The following is a 19,394-nucleotide window of genomic DNA, read 5'->3' as shown; positions in this document are numbered from 1 at the left end:
ATGCCGGCTAGAGCGATTTCCAAGCGATCGGAACCGATCGCTGGTCAAGAAATCGCGGAAAACAAGGAATCCAGAGCGGCGATCTGAATGAGCAGAAACGCTCCGGTCTTTTGATGCCGCATTTTCCGAGCCGCCGACCGTAAAACGGTCAACTTGAAAATGCTCTAACCGTTGACGATGGTGCCGCCATTGGGGTGCAGCACCTGGCCCGACATGTAGCTGGCGTCGTCGCAGGCGAGGAAGAGGAAGGCGGGGGCGACCTCATTGGGCTGGCCGGGCCTGCCCATGGGCGTGCTCTCCCCGAAATGCGCCAGTTTTTCCGGACTGGCCCCGCCGCTGGGGTTGAGCGGGGTCCAGATCGGCCCCGGCGCGACGGCGTTCACCCTGATGCCGTCGCCCACCAGATTTTCCGACAGGGACCGGGTGAAGGCAGTGATCGCTCCCTTCGTGCTCGAATAGTCGAGCAGTTCCTTCGATCCCTGATACATGGTGACGGAGGTACAGTTGACGATCGCCGCCCCGCGCTTCAGGTGCGGCCGCACCGCCTGCGTCAGGAAGAACATGGCGAAGATGTTGGTCTGAAAGGTCCGGCGCAGCTGTTCCTCGCTGATGTCGGTGATATCGCTGTCGGGATGCTGTTCGCCCGCATTGTTGACGAGAATGTCGATCCGGCCGAGCTCCTTCACCACCTGCGCCACCGCCCGCTGGCAGAAGTCCCGGTCGCCCAGGTCGCCCGCCACGGCCAGCGCCCGCCGTCCCTCCGCGCGGACGATCGCCGCGGTCCGGGCCGCATCGTCATGTTCGCAGAGATAGAATATGGCGACATCGGCGCCTTCGCGGGCGTAGAGAGCGGCAACCGCCCGCCCGATACCGCTGTCGGCGCCGGTGACGATCGCCACCTTGCCCTCCAGACGGCCGGAGCCGGGGTAGCGGGGTTCCCATTCGGGCCTGGGTTCCAGCCGGCTTTCATGACCGGGCAGGCCATCTTCGTGGATCATCTCCTGGATTTCGGGCATTGCAAATCTCCTCTGCCCGAAGAACTCATCCCCCGCCGGGGAGTTCATTGGCCGGAACCCGATTCGCCGTGCGAATGGGGCAGATGGAGATAGGCGATGGTTGTGAAAGCTCTGGCTCTCAATTCTACCCGGAAGGCGGTGGAGGGGCGGTCGAGCTCTACCGATGCGATGATTGCGGACGACGTGGCGCGTGCGGCGCGCCTGTTCCAGTTCGCCCCCTATCCGGGCTGAACGTTCGTGGAGAAGGGTGGTCGCGCCGCGCATGTCCGGGAAAATATCGTCCTTTATGGCGCGCTGCTGGCCAATGTCGGGATAGCAGTCGCCAAATTCATCGCCTCCGCGCTGACCGGCTCCTCCTCCATGCTGACGGAGGGGGTGCATTCGCTGGTCGACAGCGGCAACCAGCTGCTGCTGCTTCATGGTCAGTCCAAGGCGAAGCGGCCGGCCGATGCGGCCCATCCCTTCGGCTATGGGCGCGAACTGTATTTCTGGGCTTTCGTCGTCGCGATCCTGATCTTCGCGGTTGGTGCGGGCGTATCGGTCTATGAGGGCTGGCTGCATGTCGCGCGGCCGGAGCCGCTGCGCGATCCGGCCGTCAATTACGCGGTCCTGGCCATCGCCTTCCTGCTGGAGGGCACGTCCTGGACCATCGCCGTGCGCGAATTCGGGCGCAGCCGGGGGCCGAGCAGCTGGTGGCAGTCGATCCGCCGGTCGAAGGATCCGGCGGGTTTTATCGTCCTGTTCGAAGACAGCGCCGCTCTCATCGGTCTGGTCGTGGCGGCGATCGGCGTCTGGGCGAGCCATTATTTCGGCGATGCCCGACTGGACGGCGTCGCCTCCATCATCATCGGGCTGGTGCTGGGCGGGGTGGCGGTCCTGCTGGCGCGGGAGGCAAAGGGCCTGCTGATCGGGGAGAGCGCTGACCGAGCGATCATCGACACCGTGCGGCTGCTGCTCGACCGGCGGCCGGAGATCACCGCCGTCAATCACATCCGCACCATCCACACCGCGCCCGATGCCGTCTTCGTGGCGATCAGCGCCGATTTCGACGACGACCTGCTCATGGGCCGGGCCGAAAGCCTGATCGAGGAGATGGAGAGCGAGTTGAAGCGCGCCATCCCCGAACTCACCTCCATCTACATCCGTCCGGAAAAGCGGGAGGATGCGGTCATTCAGCCGCCTGCGCGGTAAGACGCTGCACCCGCCAGCGCCGGTTGTTCATGTCCACGGCGCGCCAACTGGCCCCTTGACCATTTGACGATGATCACCATCAAATGCCGGTCTGTCGATCCGGAACCGAGGCCTGCATGCTGTCCGCCATCCTCGCGCGCCATATGGGTGCGCGGCAAATCCATTATGGCTGGGCGGTGCTGGCCGCGACCTTCCTCACCATGCTGGTCGTCGCGGGCGCGGTAGGCGCGCCCGGCGTGTTCATCATCCCGCTGCAGAAGGAATTCGGCTGGAGCGCGGCGGATATTTCCGGGGCGCTGGCCATACGCTTCGTCCTGTTCGGCTGCATGGGGCCGTTTGCCGCCGCCTTCATGAACCGCTTCGGCGTGCGGCGGATGATGCTGATCTCGCTGTCGATCGTCATCGGCGGGCTGCTGCTGTCGATGGGCATGACCCAATTGTGGCAACTGGTCCTGCTATGGGGCGTGGTCATCGGCATAGGCACGGGCCTTACCGCCATGGTGCTGGGCGCCACCGTCGCCACGCGCTGGTTCACCCATCGGCGGGGGCTGGTCATGGGACTGCTGTCCGCCAGCACCGCGACGGGCCAACTGGCCTTCCTGCCGCTGCTTGCCGCGTTGACGGAGCGTTTCGGCTGGCGGGCCGCCATCCTGCTGGTGTGCGGAGCGATCCTGCTGGCGGCGCTGGCCGTGCTGCTGCTGATGCGGGATCGTCCCTCCGACCTCGGCCTGCCGCCCTATGGCGAGAGCGAGGTCCATCCCGTGCCAGCTCAGCCAGCCGGTTTCGGCGCCCTGCTGATCAGCCCGCTTCGCATATTGGCCGACGCCGCGCGGGTGCCGAGCTTCTGGATATTGTTCTTCACCTTCTACATATGCGGCGCCAGCACCAACGGGCTGGTCCAGACGCATTTCATCGCGCTGTGCGGGGATTATGGGCTGGCGGCGGTGGGCGCGGCGTCGATGCTGGCGATGATGGGGCTGTTCGACTTTGCAGGTACGCTCGCGTCGGGCTGGCTGTCGGACCGGTTCGACAATCGCTGGCTGCTGTGCTGTTATTACGGGCTGCGGGGGCTGTCGCTGCTCTATTTGCCGTTCAGCGATTTCTCGCTTTACAGCCTGTCGATCTTCGCGGCCTTCTACGGTCTGGACTGGGTTGCGACCGTGCCGCCGACCGTCAAGCTGACGGCGCAGCGTTTTGGGCCGGAACGGGCCAATGTCGTGTTCGGCTGGATCTTCGCCGGTCACCAGCTGGGCGCCGCGAGTGCGGCGCTGGCGGGCGGTCTTTCCCGGACGGTCTGGCAAAGCTATATGCCCGCCTTCGTCGCGGCGGGGATATTGTGCCTGATCGGCGCTGGGTTGGTGCTGTTCATCAATCGTGGGCGGGGCAAGGCCTTCGCCCTCGCCTGACCGGCTGGTGGAGAAGGTTGAATGTTGCAAGGGAAGATCGCTCTCGTCACCGGGGCCGGGCGCGGCCTGGGACGCGAAATCGCGCTGGGCCTTGCGGGGGCGGGCGCGCATGTCCTGCTCCATGGCCGACGGGCGGCGCAGCTTCAGGACACGGCCGCCGCCATCGCCGCCGCAGGCGGGACGGGCGAGCCGCTGATCTTCGACCTGGAGGATGGGGAGGCGCTTCGGGCGGCGCTCGGTCGCCGCGGCCCGATCGACATATTGGTCAACAATGCCGGCCATCGCGACCGCCGGCCGATCGGAGAGCTGGACAGGCTCGCGGTACGGCGGATGCTGGAAGTCAATCTGGTCGCGCCCTTCGATCTTGTCCGGGTAGTGGCTGGCGACATGAGGGAAGGCGGGCGGATCGTCAACGTCACCTCCATCGCGGGCCAGATCGCCCGATCGGGTGATGCCGCCTACACCATGGCGAAGGGCGGGCTGGACGCGCTGACGCGGGCTCTGGCGGCGGAACTGGGCGTTCGCGGCATCACGGTGAATGCCGTCGCGCCTGGCTATTTCGCGACGGACGCCAATGAGGAGATGATCGCCGATCCGGGCGTTGCGGATCATCTGGCGCGGCGAACGTCGCTGGGGCGATGGGGACGGCCGGAGGAGATTGTCGGCCCGGTGCTGTTCCTGGTGTCGGACGCGGCATCCTATGTGACCGGGCAGGTGCTGGCGGTGGACGGTGGATATACCGCCCATTTCTGAACGGCAGCGCAGCGCGCAATCTCACAGGAACAAACCCTAGGCAGCCAGGCCCCGCATGCGCAGCAGGGCGTCGACCTCCGGTGCGCGGCCGGCAAAGGCCCGGAAATTGTCCGCCGCAGGGCGGCTGGCCCCAGCCGCGAGGATTTCGCGGCGGAAAGCGGTCGCGCCGCCGCCGGGGATGTCGGCATGGGCGAAAATCTCGAAGGCGTCGGCCGACAGGAGTTCGGCCCAGAGATAGGAATAATAGCCCGCCGCATAACCGCCCGCGAAGATATGGCTGAAGGCATGGGCGAAGCGGTTCCATTCCGGCGGATGGATCACGGCGACCGCCTGGCGCACCTGATCGAGCATGGCGTTGACCCGCGCGCCCTGCGCCGGATCATAGTCGCGGTGGAGCAGCAGGTCGAAGGTCGCGAATTCAATCTGGCGCAAAATGGCAAGGCCTGCCTGGAACTGCCGCGCCGCCAGCAGCCGGTCGAACATCGCCTGCGGCAGCGGTTCCCCGCTGTCGACATGGCCGGACAGCTCGATCAGCGTGTCCCTGTCCCAGGCGAAATTTTCCATGAACTGGCTGGGCAGTTCCACCGCGTCCCATTCCACGCCGCTGATGCCGCCGATGGAGGGCAGGTCGACCTCTGTGAGCAGATGATGCAGCACATGGCCGAATTCATGGAATAGCGTCACCACGTCGTTATGCGTCAGCAGCGAAGGCCGGTCGCCCGCCGGTGGCGCGAAATTAGTGGTGAGATAGGCGATGGGAAGGTGCAGCTGATCGGCGTCGCGGAAGCGCGAACGGCAAACGTCCATCCATGCGCCGCCCCGCTTGCCCGCGCGCGCGAACAGGTCGAGATAGACGCCCGCTACCACGCTGTCGTCCGCGTCCAGCACATCATAGAACAGCACGTCCGGATGCCAGGTCGACACGCCCTGGCGCGCGACCAGGCGGACGTTGAACAGCCGGCCGATCAGCGCCTGCGTTCCCGCAAGCACGCGGGGCAGGGGGAAATAGGCCTTCAGCGCCTCCTGATCGACGCCGTGCAGGGTGCGGCGCATCGCTTCGGCGACATAGGAAAGATCCCAGGGCCGCACATCTTCCAGCCCCAGATGGTCGGCGGCGAAGGCGCGCGCGTCGGCCAGTTCACGCTCCCCGACCGGCCGTGCCCGCCGGGCGAGATCGGTCAGGAAGGCCAGCGCCTCGTTAGCGTCGGCGGCCATCTTGGTTTCCAGCGAATGGGCGGCGGAATCGGCAAAGCCCAATATCTGCGCCGCCTCATGGCGCAGCGCCATGATCGCGTCGATCCGTTCGCTGTTGTCGTGGCTGCTGTCCTCTGCCTGGTCGGAGGCGCGGGTGTTGTAGGCGCGATAGACCCGTTCCCGCAGCGCCCGGTCCCTGGCGTGATAGAGGATGGCGAGCACGCTGGGCTGGCGCAGGGTGATGAGCCAGCCCGGCAGCCCGCGTTCCTGCGCATAGGCGGCGAGGGTCGCCCTGTCGCTGTCCGGCACCCCTTCGAGCGCCGCTTCGTCGGTGACATGCTCGCTCCAGGCTTCGGTCGCATCGAGCACGGCATTGCCGAATTTGGTGCTGAGGTCGCTCAAGGAGACGCCGATGTCGAGGAAGCGTTGCCGCGCTTGCCCCTCCAGCGCGACGCCCGTCAGGCGGAAGCCGCGCAGGGCAAGATCGACGGCGCGGCGGGCGGCGGGCGGCAGGCCGGCGAAATTGGGGCGGGCGGCCAGCCGGGCAACGGCATCGTGATGTGCCCGGTTCTGCCCCGCCTCCATCAGATAGGCGGTCATCAGTGCCTGGGCGGCGGCATGCGCTTCCCGCAATTCGGGCGTATCCGCCACGGAGGAGAGGTGCCCGATCGGGGACCAGACCCGCGACAACAGGAAATCGGCACGCTCGGCGGCGAGGATGACCGCTTCGAAATCATCCTTCCCGCTGGCGGTGATCCCTTCGACGGCGGCGCGGTGGGCTGCGATCGCCTCCTCCATGGCGGGGACGACATGGGCAGGCTGGACGGCGGCGAAATCGGGCAGGTCGCTGTCGGCAAGAAGGGGATTGGCGGTGGTCATGGCTACTCGTGGACTGCTGGCCCCCGTGGGAGGAGGAACAGCCTCTAATTGGGCGCGCGCGCGCCACTGTTCAAGCATTTCCCATCAGGCGAGCGTCACATAGATTTCCGCCTCGATGATCCAGTCGGCGCCGATCTGCCGCCATTTGGCGCTGTAGCTTCCCGATGCCAGGACATGGTCCGAACCGGCGGTCACGCCCTGCCACCGGCCATGTTCCATCGCGATGGGTTCGACCGGCGAGACGATGATATTTTCCGGCGTGCGGGTGTAGACGGCGCGCTTTGCGGCCGCGAATTCCCGCTTCCAGGCCTGGAGCTGCGCCTTGCGGCCGGAGATGACCGCGCTGTCCGATCCGGTGACGAGCATGGTCTGGGGCGCAAGCAGGGGGCCGATGGCGTTCAGGTCCGCTTCTGCCAGGGCGCGGTTGAAGTCGGCGCGGCGCAGGCGAATGGCAAGTTCGGGGGAGGACGTCATCGGGCTTCTTTAGGATTTTTGAGCAGGAATGGCCAATGGCTGCCGTCAGGCACGCCGTGCTTCCGGGAGGCCGAGAGGCGGCAAACCGGCGAAAACGTCGCTCAAATCCGCATCTGGTTCAACAGTCCCAGCGTTGCGGCATAATAGTCCTGATCAGCGGTGGCGGCCGGCAGGTTGCGGTCCAGCAGGCGTCCTGCGATCGCGGTGGCGCCCGCGGACAGGGCATAGGGGGCCGTTTCGCCGGTCACAACATTCACCCAGGCCGGCAACGGCTTGCCGGCGCGGTTGAGCGCGGACCAGTAGCGCGCGATGGTGTCGCATGCGCTGCGTCGGCCGCTCATCAGGCAATAGAGCGGCACGCGAATGCCCTCGAAGCCGAAGACCGGATCGCGGCCCTCCGCCGGTTCGACCACGCCCTTCCCCTTGATGTCGAGCCAGTCGGCGGGCAGGCCCGACGGGCCGAAGCGCGCGGCCTTCAGGATCTTGAGGCCGTCGGAAGCCAGCGGACCCCAGAAACGGGGTTCCAGCCGGACGAAGCTGTCGATCGCCGGCCACACATAATAGGATGGGTTGATGACCACTCGGTCCGGCCTGGCAAAACCGACCAGGCCCGGCAGCAGCAGGGAGAAGCCGTGACGCTGCACGATCAGCTTCTGCGCGATCGCGCCGCGGATGGCCGCTGACTGATGCAGATAATCCGCCTTCCCCCAGCGGCGGCCGGCCATCAGCAGCGCCCAGGCGATCAGCAGGTCGCCATCGGTCGCATTGTTGGGATCGGCCACCGGATCGGCGCGGCCGGGGGTGAAGCGCCAGCTGTGCAGCGCCACGTCCTTGCGCAACAGGGTCTGGGCGGTCCAGCGCGCCATGCCGTCGAAGGCGGCACCGTCGCCCGCCGCCTGCGCCAGCACCATGCCATAGCCCTGACCCTCGCTATGGCTGACGCCGCCATTGCCATTGTCGACGATCCTGCCTTCGGGCGCCAGGAAGCGGGCCTTGTAGCCCTGCCAGAGCGCGGGATCGAGCATCAGGCCATCAGCGGATCTGGAAGATTTGGCACGGGCGCAACCGGTCGTCAGCGCGAAGGCGAGGACGGTCAGGACCGTCCGCCGTTCAAATCCCATGGCGCAGTTCGATATGTCCGTCCTGGTTGCGCGAAATCCTGGTGCTGAGCCGTTCGCCGCTGCCCATCTGCCGAAACCATGCGTCATAGGCTCCTTCCAGGATGAAGGGGGCGACTTTTGCCCAGATTCCCTCGGCATCGCCCTCCAGCCTTTCGGGCAGGCCATGGTGGAAGATGTCGATTCCTTCATCGTCCAGTTCGAAACGGACGCTGCCCCAATGCAGCCTGTCCCAGACCATGTTGCCGTGCTGTGTCAGCCTGTCCATGTTCCTGGCATTGTCGATCGGATGGCTTTTCGCGAGGCGGGCGCCGATGGCCCGGAAAAATCCCTGCATCTGCTCCGCCGTGGCGGCGGAGGCGATTTCGGCGAGCATCAGGCTGACGAAGCGCTGCGCAGCCTCCCCGCTGGAGGCGAGCATGGCGATGTCCTGATCACCCGCGACCGGGAAGTCCTTTACGAACAACATCAATTGCCTCCGATATTCTGCTTGAGCCCGATAAGTGTCTTGAATTCCTTATATTCACCGAAAGTGTTTATATTCAGTTCCCCGCCCAGCCGGGTATTCGGGCTGACCCGGTAGGAAATCGCGCCGGTCGCCGACAGGCCGAAGCCCGTCTTGCTGATGCTGTCATAGCGGGAGCGGACGTCGCTGTTCTGGCTCTTGAGGAAATCCAGAACGCCCTGCGCGCCCGGCTCCGTCGGATAGACCGGCTCGCCCTGTTGATCATAGCTTTGATAGCCCGGCGCGACGCTGGCCTGGATGCTCATCGGGCCGTCATTCGTCCAATAGCGGATCGGGAAATTGACGCTGAGGAAGCTTTGCGGGCTGAAATAACCGCCATGGCCATAGGTGAAATAATTCTGGTTGTTGTCGTAATTCTGGTAATTGACGTTGAAGCCGACGGAAACGCCCGAGCGCGCATTCTGCCATGCGCGCAAATAGCCGCCGGCGTTGATCTCCACACTGTCATTGTCGCGCACTGCCGTGCCGTCATAATGATAGAAGGAACCGTCGGCATAGACGCCATTGCCGTTGCGGTCATAGGACAGGGACAATCCGCCGCCGCTCTTCATGACCGCGCCCCAGAAGGCGCCGGTGCGAGGATCCTCCGTGCCGGCATAGGCAATGATGCTGTCCGTCACGGGCTTGCGGTCGGCCCAGATGCGGGCGGTCGCGTTGGTCGACAGGCGCGGCGTCACCTCGATCCTGCCGGTGACATGTTCCTTGGGGAAACCGAGCGGCGTGACGCCTGCTTCCAGCGTCAGCAGCTTGCTGACATAGCTGGCGGTGACGGCGACGCCGGACTGGTGCTGCGTTTCGGCATTTGTCAGCACAGATGGCTGCTCGTCCACGATCCCCTGCGCTTCGGGCGTGGCGTTGGTGCCGAAGCGGGCGAGGCCGGAGCCTGTCGGGCGGCCCGCATCCAGCACGACTGCCGTCGCCTTGACGCCGACCCGGCCCCCGGCGAAGGGCGTGGAGACGGAGGCGCTGCCTGTCATTTCGCGCAATTTGCTGAGGCCCGTCTCGCCGGAGCGGGAGCGGAAGCCGGTGTCGACGTCGACGCGCGGGCCGCTTTCGTCGGCCGATTCCTGCAATTGCTGGTCGATCTCCGCCAGTACCGGATCGGCGGGGACGTTCGTCATGCCATTGCCCTGAACGCCGTAGACCGGATCGCCATAGACGGGGTTGCCGTAGACCGGGTTGCCGTAAGAGGGCGCTGGTGCCGCCATGCCGGGGAAGCCGGTCGGGGCGGCATAGCCTGGCGCGGTTGGGTAGGCGGGCGCGGCAGCGGGCAAGGGATAGGGTGATGCCGCCGGCTGCTGCGGGGCGAAGCCCATGGGCGGCGCATAGGGCGCCGATATGGCCGTGGGATTGCTGCCGAGTGCGAATGGATTGACCGGCTGCGGCGCGGCCATGGCGCGGAAGGGGTTGGCCGACTGGGGCGCCGCCGCAAAGGGATTGCCGTTCGCCATCATGGTGTCGGGCGCCATGCCTGTCTCACGCATGTAGAGCGCCTTGGCGGTCTTGAGGTAACGCGCCGCATCGCCGTCATTGCCGCGGGTACGGGCCATGCGCGCCGCCGCCATATAGACCCGGTAATCGGCCGGGTGCATCTGGATCGCCTGCTGGGTGACGGCGCGCGCCGTATCCATGTCGCCCGACGCGCTGGCCGTGTCGATCAGGCCCACCATGGCGTCGCGATCGGACGGCTTCTGCGCCAGCAGCATGCGGAAGGTCTGCGCCGCCTGCGCGTTGAGGCCGCCTGATTGGTACAGCCGCGCCAGGGCGGAGAGGATTTCCTCATTGCCCGGCGCCTCGTTCCATGCCGCCTGCAACATGTCGAAGGCCGGGGCGAACTGACCCGCCTGCCGCATTCGGTCCGCCTGCGCGGCGGCGAGCGCCGCCTTCAGATTGCCGAGGCTGCGTTGACCCTGAAGCGACGGGCCGGCCAGTGCCGACGCCTTTTGCACGGCGCTCATGGCCAGGCCGTCCTGCCCGGTCTGCGCCAGGACCCGCACCGCGGCGTCATAGGCGCCCGCATCATTGGCGGGGGCGTCCAGAGCCTGGGCCGCCAACTGGCTTGCGCCGCGCGCGTCGCCCAGTTCCAGCATGCCCTGGGCCAGCGCGCCCATGCGGTCGGCGAAAATGCCCCGCATCTCCGACGCTTGGCGCAGCATGGCGAGACCCTGTCCCTGCGCGCCCCTGGCCCCTGCGGCCTTCGCCTGGACTATGGTGGCGGATATGCCCAGGCCGGCGATGAAATTGCGCATCTCCCCCGTGCGCTGCCCTTCCGGAATGCGCGCGGCGACAGCCTGCGCATCGCCGGTGCGGCCCGCACGGTCCAGGATCAGCGCAGCGGCGTAGAGCGGCTCGGCCTTGTCCGAATAGGAAAGCTGGCGGACGAGCGCGTCCTGCTCCGCCACGCGGCCCTGCTGCTGGAGCAGGCCGGCGAGATCATAGGCGACCCATGGGTCGTCGGGCGCACTGCCCATGGCAGCGCGCAGCAATTGTTCGGCGCGCGCTGCGTCACCGCTGTCCAGCGCGGCGCGTGCCTCGTTGCGGGTGGCGCTGGCCTGGGCGATGGCGGCGCCTGAGCCGGCGGCCCCGCCGGACTTGCCCAATTGCCGGTAGAGTTCGGCCGCCTCATTATAGCGGCCCTGCCGTTCATAGACGCTGGCCAATACCGATATGGCAGGCCCCTTGTCGCGGACGTTCGACTGGGTGAGCGTGGTGGCGAGTTGCACCGCGCGCGCCAGATCGCCCTTGTCTAGCGCCGTTCGGGCCGAGTCGAGATCGGCATAGAAGCGGGCGGACTGCAATGCCTCGGCCCATTTGCCTGCGCTGCCCGTGCGGGAGGCGCGGGCCAGCAGATCGCGGGCCTGTGCAAATTCGGACTTGCGCAAACGTACGATGCCCATGCCGCCCAGCGCGTCGGCGTCGTTGGGATTGGCGGAAAGCGCCGTGCGGAAGCGGGCGGCCGCGGTGTCGAGTTGTCCAGCCTCCAGCGCCCGGAAGCCGGCGGCGCGGGCATCGCCGCCCCGGTCGCTGCGGGTCGGGCGGGCCGGGCCGGATGGTGCGGCGGCCGCCTGCGCGGGTGCGGCGGGGCGAGCGGCCTGTGCGGGCTGCGGCTTGGCTGCGGCTTTGGGTTGGGGCGCATTGCCGGCAAGGCCGCGCCGTGCCTCCGCATTGGCGGGGTCAATGGCCAGCACCCGGTTATAGGCCTGTCGCGCCAGGTCGCCGCGTCCCTTGGACTGCCAATAGCGAGCCTGCTTCAGCAGCGGGGCGACACCCTGCACCTCCGCATGCGCCAGGGGCATGGTCGTGATGGCGAGCAGAGGCAGGCCGAGGATCGAGATCGTCTTCTTCATGATCATTTCACCGCTTCGAGGCGCTTGGCTTCCTGCCGTTTGAACAGCAGATAGACCGGGGCGGAGATGAGGAAGGCGACCAGCAGGCCGCCCAGGGCGATCAGGAAGGGCCGCTGGCTCATCCAAAAGGCGATCTTCATCCAGACCGGCAGCGATCCGACCCAATAGCCGTTGCCCACCGCAAAGCTGGCCATGCTTTCGCCGTCCACCACGGAAAGGTCGCCCTGGACCTGGGCGTTGATCTTGGTGTCGTTAAGGCCGTTGACCAGAGCGGGCAGCGCTTCGGGATCGCTGGCCAGCAGCGCGACGACGCTGCGGTCGGCGTCGAAGGGCGACCGGAAGCCGACGATGCCGCTGAAGCTGTCGGTCCCGGAGAAGAAGCCGTCGACGGTGGCGCTGTCGCTGCGCTCATAAGGGGAGAAGAGGTCGAAGACCCGCTCCACCGGCGTGCGTTCGGTGACGCGCAGCCGGCCATCCTGGTAGAAGACGGGCGCGCCGGCGAAGAGCGATTCCGACTGGGCGATCTGGACCGGGCCGATTACCAGAATATCCTTGCCCGCCATGCGGGCGGCATCGATCGAACGGGTGACGCTGGTCCGGATCGCCGGCGTTCCGGTGGCGTCGCCAAAGCGACCCATGACGTTCAGGAAGGCCTCCACCACGCCGGGCGTCGGATCGCCGGGCAGCAGGACGACCGTTTCCGCCATGTCCGGCCGCACGGTAAAGGGATAACCCCCGCCCGCGAAGCTCGCGAGGTTGGGCATGTGCAGCGCATGATAGGCGTGACTGAGGTCGATCGAGCTTTCCGGCAATATGCTCACGCGCACATTGTCGGGCAGCATGCCCTCGCAGCGCTGCTTGGACTGGACCAGCAGGTTGTAGTCGAACACAAGCGAGTTCTGGCCGAACAGGTCATAGCGAGGCAGGATGACGTCGGCGCGCGACGTGTATGCCGTGGGTCGCCCGCCGCCGAACCATTTGTCCCACCAATGTTCGCCGGTCAGCGGCAAGGTGGTCAGATATTGGCCGTTCATCGACAGGTCGAGGCGCGAGCGGGACTTGTCGAGCCAGGGAGCGGAGGGATAGCGGTAGCGCAGGTCGAGCTTGGCCCCCTGGCGCGGCCAGAAGAACAGGTCGGGCGCGACGTGGAAACCGGCGCTGAGCGGGCCGGGCGGCAGGCCGATGCCCTGCAGGGCGTAGCGCGGCACGATCTCGCCCAGGCGCACGGGCCGGTCGGTCCGCAGCCAGCGTGGCGCGGAATAGCGGGGGAAGGAAGGCAGGCGCACGCCGTCCAGCGACGCACTCGCCCCGCCGAGCATGCCGCGCCCGATGGCGAGCGCTGCCGCAGCCTGCTTCAGCTGCTTTTCGTCGCTGCCGCTGACGACCAGCAACTGGCCCTCGCTGTCCACCGGGTTGGTGATGATGGTCGCGGCGGGGCCGGCGGGAAGGTTGATGCCGGGGATGCGGCGGCCCGGCGTCACGAACAGCACGGCGTTGCCGGCGGGGATCTGGCCAAAGCTAGGCTTGAAGGAATAGCCGCGATAGCTGGCCATGCCGCCGAACCAGGACGCGGTGCTGGCTGCGGCCTCCAGCTCGCCATTGGTCGGCTTGCCCGCGAAGACGAAGGGCAGTTTCAGCGCCACATTGTCGTTACGGTCGAAAAAGGGCGCGGGCAGGCGCGCAAGATCGGGCTTCAGCGGCAGCGACTGGGTGGTGATGTTCAGCACCGACCGCGTGTTGCTGACATTGGCCCAGAGCGAACTGTGGAAGGGGTCTTCGCAGTCGCGGGTATAATGTCCGATAAAGCGCAGATTGAGCGAATTGTCGCCCGGCAGGAACAGCGCCGGATTGATCGGCACCGTCACCGTCTGCGCCGTGCCGTCCGAAGGCCGGAGCGGCAGGGCATTGACCACCTCTCCGTTCAGCAGGACGACGATCTGGCTGAGGTCGCCGAGCAGCGAGGGGGAGAAGTTGAAGGCCAGGGTCAGCGAGGCACCGGTCACGACCTGGTTGCTGCGCAGGCCGAAGGGAATGCCATATTCGCCGCGTGTTCCGGCAAGGCGAATGGGGTTTTTGACCTGCAGGTCCTTGAGCAGCAATCGTTGCTGCCTGCCGCTGGATGAAGCGATGGGAGCGGCCACGGCGGGCGCACTGGCCGGCGCGGCTGGAACCGCGTTGGCGGATGTGGTGGCGAGCGCGCCGGCGGCCGCGGCGGCGGCCATGGCGCGCATCGCCTTCTTGCGGCGGCGCGGCAGGCGCCAAATGTCGATGATCGTGTCGATGCCCACGCTGAAGATATCCTTGATGGATTTGAAGCCGGCGACCGGCGCCAGCGGCTTGTCCGATTGCCACGCATCGGCGCGGCCCATGACGGCGCGCACCAGATGACGGGCGTGCACCATGTCGAGCGGCTGGAAGCGCAGCTTTGCCCGGCCATTGTCCATGCGAACGGTGTCGACCGGAATGGTCAGCGTCTCGTCACCCATCGGCAGCGAGATGTCCGTGACCTGGCGTCCCTGCAGCGCGAAACCCTCCGGCAGATCCGCCGCCAGACCGCCCAGCGAAATGTCGACGGTCGTGCCGTCGACGACATAGCCGTCGTCGAAATAGAGCGTGACCGGCATTTGCGCGGTGATGCGGATATTCTCGCGCACCTGACGCTGTTCGCGCGCGACGGAAATGGCCGCGATCAGGATCAGCAGGCTGAAGCTGGCCCAAGCGGTGTTGAGCAGCACCGTGTCCCACTGCGCGTCGAACAGGAGCGGGAAATTCAGCTTGATGAAGCCGAAGACCACGCCGAACATCAGCAGCAGGGCGGTGATGACATGCGGCCGCACGGTTGTGCCGTCGAAATAGGTCTGGTCCAGCAGGCCGCCCTTGTCGGTCACGTTGAACTTGCCCTTGCGCGGGTTCAGCAGCGTGAACAGCGTCGGCTTCACCAGGTGGAAGGCGAGCAGCGTTTCGTAGATTTCCCCCCAGAAGGGCCGGCGGTCGCCGCCCTGGATACGTTCGCTGGACATGGTGGAGATGAACAGATGCGGCAGCGCATAGGCGAAGATCAGTGCGGCCGAGGCATGGATGATGTTCTGTCCGCCGATCAGATAGGCGAGCGGGGAGGTCAGGAACACGATGCGCGGCAGCGGAAACTGAAAATGCAGCATCGCGTTCAGGTAGCAAAGCCGCTGATGCCAGTTGAGGCCCGGTCCGAACAGCGGATTGTCGATCCGCATGATCTGCGTCATGCCGCGCGCCCAGCGGATGCGCTGGCCGACATGCAGCACCAGCCGCTCGGTCGCGAGGCCGGCCGACAGGCGGACGCCGATATAGGCGGTGTTCCAGCCCATGCGCTGCAGCTTGAGCGCGGTATGGGCGTCCTCCGTCACCGTCTCGCCGGCAAAGCCGTTGGTCTGCTCCAGCGCGGATCGGCGGATGACCGCGCATGACCCGCAGAAGAAGGTGGCGTTCCACAGGTCGTTGCCCTTTTGCACCGCGCCGTAGAACAGATCGCCTTCGCCAGGCAGTTCCTTCACATTGCCCAGATTCCGCTGCACCGGATCGGGCGAATAGAAATGGTGCGGCGTCTGCATCAGCGCGAGCCGCGCATCCTTCTGGAACCAGCCGACCGTCATCTGCAGGAAGGCGCGGGTGGGAACGTGGTCGCAGTCAAAGATCGCGATCAGTTCGCCGTCCGTCTTCTTCATCGCGGCGTTGAGATTGCCTGCCTTGGCATGCAGATTGTCCGCCCGGGTCAGATAACCGCAGCCTGCCTGGCGCGCAAAGGCCCGGAATTCGGGGCGCCGGCCGTCGTCGAGGATATAGACGTGGAACCGGTCGCGCGGATAGTCCATGTCCATCGCGGCGAAGACCGTGTTCTGGACGATCGCCAGGCTCTCATTATATGTCGGGACATAGACGTCGATGACCGGCCATTGATCAGGTTCGCCCTCGATCTCCACGACCGGGCGGTCGAGCGGCCAGCTTGTCTGCAAAAGGCCCAGGACCAGGATGACCCAGGCATAGAGTTCCGCCAGATAGAGGCCCGTGCCCAGCAGGGCCGCGGGCAGGCTGTCGAAGTCCAGCGTGTGGGTCGTGCGCCAGAACAGATAGCGGGTCGACACCAGTAGCGACAATATGCCGATGGCGATGGTCGACCGCTTCCCGGGCGAACGGTTGAACAGGATCACGCCCGCCATGGTCGTCAGCGCGAAGATCCACTGCGACTCCAAATCGAGCGGGACCGTGACGACGGCGATGATGACGGCGGCCACGAAGAGCCCCACCGCAAGCCTGAACAGGGCCTGCGGCGCGAAATGGGAAGGGAGGGACATCAGGCGTCTCCTGTAACCTCGATGTTCGCCTCTCCCGTGGCAGGTGTCAGTCCGATGCGCTCTTCTACCGCGTCCGCGAACAGGCGCAGGTCCTGCAGCGCGGCGCTGGTCGGCGCATATTTGCTGATGAGTTCAAACCGCGCGAGCGCTTCATTGACGGCCTCGTCGCGGCGGATGGTGGCGAGCAACTGGTCCCCGAACAGGTCGCGGACGAAGCTGTGGCTGTGGCGCGACAGCTTCTGCCTGTCGTCGAGCTGGTTCAGGACGAAGACAGTGCGGTCGAGCTTCATTGCCGGGGCCGTCTCGCTGAGCCGGTTGAGCGTGGCGAGCGAAGCGGCGGTGGGCAGCAGCGGGCAGATGTGCAGTGCGCAGCGTGGCGTCAGCAGTTCCAGCAGATGCCGGTCCTCCGACGCGACGTCCACGATCCACACATGGCCGGAATCGAAGATCCGGTCCAGTTCGCTCTCCACGCGCGCCGCAAATGCAGCGGAACGGCTCTGGCCATGGCCCTGCAGGACGCTGACGCCGAACGCGACGAGCGGTTCGCCGCCGCCTGCGCCCCATTCCGGCACGGCCTGCGCCGGCATGAAGCCGAAATGCATCTTCAGCGAATCCTGGAAGGTGCAGTCCAGCGCATTCACCTCATAGCCCTTGCCTGCAAGGTGCAGGGCAAGCTGGGCGGTCAGGAAGGTGGTGCCGGTGCCACCCTTGGGCGATTGAACCAGGATGACGGTCATCAATCCAACTCCGAGAAGCGGTTGAAGAATTCCCGGAGGTCGACATCGCTTTTCGGCGCGGGCCGGTGTTGGGACTTGCCATATTGGGCAAAGATCTGACCGGGTTCGGGCGAAGATTGCGGTGCCCGCCGTACAGGGGCCGGCTTTTCGTCCTGCCGGGCCTGCCAGACAGGCAGGGGCGCTGCTTCATCGCCGACAATCTTGCTGTCGCCCAGCACGGCGGCGAAGATAGGCCATAATTCGGTTTCGGAGAATCTGTCCTCAAAGTCGCGATAGGCGAAGTCCTTGCGGTTCAGCTTCTCCAGCAGTTTGCGAGCGTCGCGGCGCATTGGCCCCCCAAAATGCGTAAAACAAAAGTTGATTGTTACTTATATCTAATTCACTATATCTTTCTTAATAGAATGACAGCGCAATGCGACAAAAATTTCAAACTTGATGTGTATCAAGCTGAGACGCTGGGCTGTCCTGGTGTTTCGTTTCTGTACAGCAGCTCTCATCCGCTCGTGCGCGGCCAGCGCTATACTGGCCCTTACTCTTCGGACGACTGATCGTTCAGCAGGACGCATCGGCCTCGCGTCAGGGTGGAGAGTCCCCAGGCATTTTGACGCATGGTCGGGTGATCGCTAGGGAGGCGTCATGATCGTGCTGCTATCCCCCGCCAAGACGCTTGATTTCGAAAGCGCATTGCCACCTCTGCCCGCCACGAGGGCGCATTTTGTCGAGGAGGCCCATAGTCTTGCCAGATCGGCCGCGAGGCTGTCGCAAAAGCGACTGTCGGAATTGATGCATATTTCGCCGCGCCTGGCAAAGCTCAATGCGGAGCGATTTCGCGATTTCCCTGAGCAGCCCGAGCGGCAGGCCCTGTTCGCTTTCGCCGGCGACGTCTATGCGGGCTTTGAAGCGCAGACGCTGGACGAAGCGGGTGTCGCCTTTGCGCAGGACCATGTCCGGATGCTGTCGGGCCTTTATGGCCTGCTGCGGCCGCTGGATGCCATCAGGCCCTATCGGCTGGAAATGGGAACGCGCTGGGCGCCGCGCCACAGGAAGCTGACCGACTGGTGGGGTGGCCGCATCGCCGACCTGCTGCGCATGCAGGTGGCGGAGGAAGGATCAGGCGTGGTGCTGAACCTGGCCAGCCAGGAATATTTCGCGGCGGTGGAAGGAAAGCTGGCGGGCATCCGGGTCATCGATGTCGATTTTCGTGAGCCCGGTCCCGAGGGGCCTCGTTTCGTCAGTTTCAATGCGAAGCGGGCTCGGGGCATGATGGCGCGCTGGATGTGCGAGCATCATATCGGCGACGTCGATGCGATGCAGGGTTTCGACAGCGACGGCTATCGCTTCGATCCAGAGGAAAGCACGCCCGATCGCTGGCGTTTCGTTCGGAAGTGATGGGGCGGACGTAACGGAGCCGAAGTAACGGGTCTTGCGTCGTCATCGCGACAGGCATTGAATACCGGGCCTGTGGTTGCGGGAACGCTGGTGTCAGCCATATGGTGAAGTCGTGGCGGCGGGAAGCAAGAACTTCACATCTTGCTTCCCGCCCATGATCAGGACTTGGCGGCTGTTGTCTCAGCGGCCTTTCCATCGCTTCCCAGATGCGAGTTCGCCGCTTCCAGCGCTGCCTTCAATGATTTGGGCTTGGCAGGGGTGGCCTTCTTAGCAACGCTCTTTTCCTGACTGGATGCCTTGGGGGACGTAGCAGTCTTGCCATTCTCCTTGTCGCTTTTCGGCGCGGCGATCGACAGGCGCTTGCGCGACTGCTTGCTGGCGGACGCAGGGGCGGCGCGACTGCCACGGTTCGAAATGACCGGTGCGGGCGCGTCGGCCTTGTCCTTTTTCGGGGTTGCAGCTTTCGGAGTTGCAGCCTTTGCCGGGGCTTTGGGCGCTGCCGCCTTTGTGCCGGGAGAAGGGGCCGGGCTTGCGGCAGCGACCGGTGCCTGTGGAGAGGCGGCGCTTGCGGCAACGGCTGGCCTGCGGCCGAGGCCCGTCTTTTCCGCGACGGCGCGCCGGGTTTGCGAATAGCTTTGGGCGACCAGCGGATAGCTGCTCGGCAGCTTGTAGCGCTCACGATATTGTTCCGGGGTCAGGCCATGAGCGGCCAGATGGCGCTTCAAGGTCTTGTAGGGTCTGCCGTCGATGAGGCTGAGGATATGGTCAGGCGAGGCGAGGCTCTTGCGCACAGAAACCGCAGGCGTGAAGCTCTGGGCAGCGGGTTCGGCAATGGCCGCGGCCGCGTCTTCCGTCAGCGCCGTCCGGGTGGTCCTGATCAGATCGGCGAGGCTTTCGCTCGAAACGCTGTTTCTGGAGACATAGGCGCTAAGCAATTGGACGGTGAGGGCAGTGATATCGTTCTTGTCTTCTTCAGCCATGTGAGCGGACCCGTTTCGTGAGGATGTCAGCGCTATTTGCGGAAATCAACGCGGAT

At 65.6% G+C, this 19,394-nt stretch carries 15 protein-coding genes; 5 read left to right on the top strand and 10 right to left on the bottom strand.

Going from position 1 to position 19,394, the window contains the following annotated elements:
* Positions 1-164: 164 nt before the first annotated feature.
* Positions 165-1,016, bottom strand: coding sequence for an SDR family oxidoreductase (locus MRBLMA1_RS10435; RefSeq protein WP_363736617.1), 852 nt, complete (start codon positions 1,014-1,016; stop codon positions 165-167).
* A gap of 96 nt (positions 1,017-1,112) precedes the next feature.
* Here MRBLMA1_RS10435 and MRBLMA1_RS10430 point away from each other — a divergent pair, with 96 nt between their 5' ends.
* The 4 genes from MRBLMA1_RS10430 (at position 1,113) to MRBLMA1_RS10415 (ending at position 4,366) form a co-directional block, all read left to right on the top strand.
* The gene (locus MRBLMA1_RS10430; RefSeq protein WP_363736616.1) at positions 1,113-1,247 is read left to right on the top strand and encodes a hypothetical protein; all 135 of its coding nucleotides are present in this window, start codon (positions 1,113-1,115) and stop codon (positions 1,245-1,247) included.
* Positions 1,248-1,253: 6 nt separating this feature from the next.
* On the top strand, positions 1,254-2,207 hold the full coding sequence (locus MRBLMA1_RS10425; protein WP_363736614.1) for a cation diffusion facilitator family transporter: 954 nt from the start codon (positions 1,254-1,256) through the stop codon (positions 2,205-2,207).
* 116 nt (positions 2,208-2,323) lie between these two features.
* Positions 2,324-3,613: an MFS transporter gene (locus MRBLMA1_RS10420; protein WP_363736613.1), complete on the top strand. Its 1,290-nt coding sequence runs from the start codon at positions 2,324-2,326 to the stop codon at positions 3,611-3,613.
* Between the two features lie 21 nt (positions 3,614-3,634).
* Positions 3,635-4,366, top strand: coding sequence for an SDR family oxidoreductase (locus tag MRBLMA1_RS10415; RefSeq protein ID WP_363736611.1), 732 nt, complete (start codon positions 3,635-3,637; stop codon positions 4,364-4,366).
* Positions 4,367-4,402: 36 nt separating this feature from the next.
* Here the strand turns inward: MRBLMA1_RS10415 and MRBLMA1_RS10410 are convergent, their stop codons facing one another.
* The 8 genes from MRBLMA1_RS10410 to MRBLMA1_RS10375 all read right to left on the bottom strand — a co-directional run bounded on the left by MRBLMA1_RS10410 (position 4,403) and on the right by MRBLMA1_RS10375 (position 17,298).
* Positions 4,403-6,439: a M3 family metallopeptidase gene (locus MRBLMA1_RS10410; protein WP_363736609.1), complete on the bottom strand. Its 2,037-nt coding sequence runs from the start codon at positions 6,437-6,439 to the stop codon at positions 4,403-4,405.
* A gap of 84 nt (positions 6,440-6,523) precedes the next feature.
* On the bottom strand, positions 6,524-6,913 hold the full coding sequence (locus tag MRBLMA1_RS10405) for a nuclear transport factor 2 family protein (RefSeq protein WP_363736607.1): 390 nt from the start codon (positions 6,911-6,913) through the stop codon (positions 6,524-6,526).
* Positions 6,914-7,014: 101 nt separating this feature from the next.
* Positions 7,015-8,034, bottom strand: coding sequence for a glycosyl hydrolase family 8 (locus tag MRBLMA1_RS10400; protein WP_363736605.1), 1,020 nt, complete (start codon positions 8,032-8,034; stop codon positions 7,015-7,017).
* On the bottom strand, positions 8,024-8,500 hold the full coding sequence (bcsD, locus tag MRBLMA1_RS10395) for a cellulose biosynthesis protein BcsD (protein ID WP_363736603.1): 477 nt from the start codon (positions 8,498-8,500) through the stop codon (positions 8,024-8,026). The genes MRBLMA1_RS10400 and bcsD overlap by 11 nt, the downstream gene beginning before the upstream one ends.
* Positions 8,500-11,904, bottom strand: a complete 3,405-nt coding sequence (locus MRBLMA1_RS10390) for a cellulose biosynthesis protein BcsC (RefSeq protein ID WP_363736601.1) — start codon at positions 11,902-11,904, stop codon at positions 8,500-8,502. Before MRBLMA1_RS10390 ends, bcsD begins: the two co-directional genes overlap by 1 nt.
* A gap of 2 nt (positions 11,905-11,906) precedes the next feature.
* Positions 11,907-16,232 carry a UDP-forming cellulose synthase catalytic subunit gene (gene bcsA, locus MRBLMA1_RS10385; protein ID WP_363736599.1) on the bottom strand — a complete coding sequence of 1,442 codons (4,326 nt, stop codon included), beginning with the start codon at positions 16,230-16,232 and terminating at the stop codon, positions 11,907-11,909.
* Complete coding sequence (locus MRBLMA1_RS10380; RefSeq protein WP_363736598.1) at positions 16,232-16,969, bottom strand: cellulose synthase operon protein YhjQ/BcsQ; 738 nt, start codon at positions 16,967-16,969, stop codon at positions 16,232-16,234. Before MRBLMA1_RS10380 ends, bcsA begins: the two co-directional genes overlap by 1 nt.
* On the bottom strand, positions 16,969-17,298 hold the full coding sequence (locus MRBLMA1_RS10375) for a hypothetical protein (protein ID WP_363736597.1): 330 nt from the start codon (positions 17,296-17,298) through the stop codon (positions 16,969-16,971). The genes MRBLMA1_RS10380 and MRBLMA1_RS10375 overlap by 1 nt, the downstream gene beginning before the upstream one ends.
* Before the next feature lie 307 nt (positions 17,299-17,605).
* Here MRBLMA1_RS10375 and yaaA point away from each other — a divergent pair, with 307 nt between their 5' ends.
* Positions 17,606-18,358 (top strand): peroxide stress protein YaaA, encoded by a 753-nt coding sequence (gene yaaA / locus MRBLMA1_RS10370; RefSeq protein ID WP_363736596.1) that lies wholly within the window; start codon positions 17,606-17,608, stop codon positions 18,356-18,358.
* A gap of 158 nt (positions 18,359-18,516) precedes the next feature.
* Here the strand turns inward: yaaA and MRBLMA1_RS10365 are convergent, their stop codons facing one another.
* Positions 18,517-19,338 (bottom strand): MucR family transcriptional regulator, encoded by an 822-nt coding sequence (locus MRBLMA1_RS10365; protein ID WP_363736594.1) that lies wholly within the window; start codon positions 19,336-19,338, stop codon positions 18,517-18,519.
* Between the last annotated feature and the right edge of the window lie 56 nt (positions 19,339-19,394).

The sequence above is a fragment of the Sphingobium sp. LMA1-1-1.1 genome (assembly GCF_040676365.1).
Taxonomy (GTDB): Bacteria; Pseudomonadota; Alphaproteobacteria; order Sphingomonadales; family Sphingomonadaceae; genus Sphingobium.
Note: the sequence above shows the minus strand (reverse complement) of the source record. Positions and strands in the feature narration are given on the sequence as shown.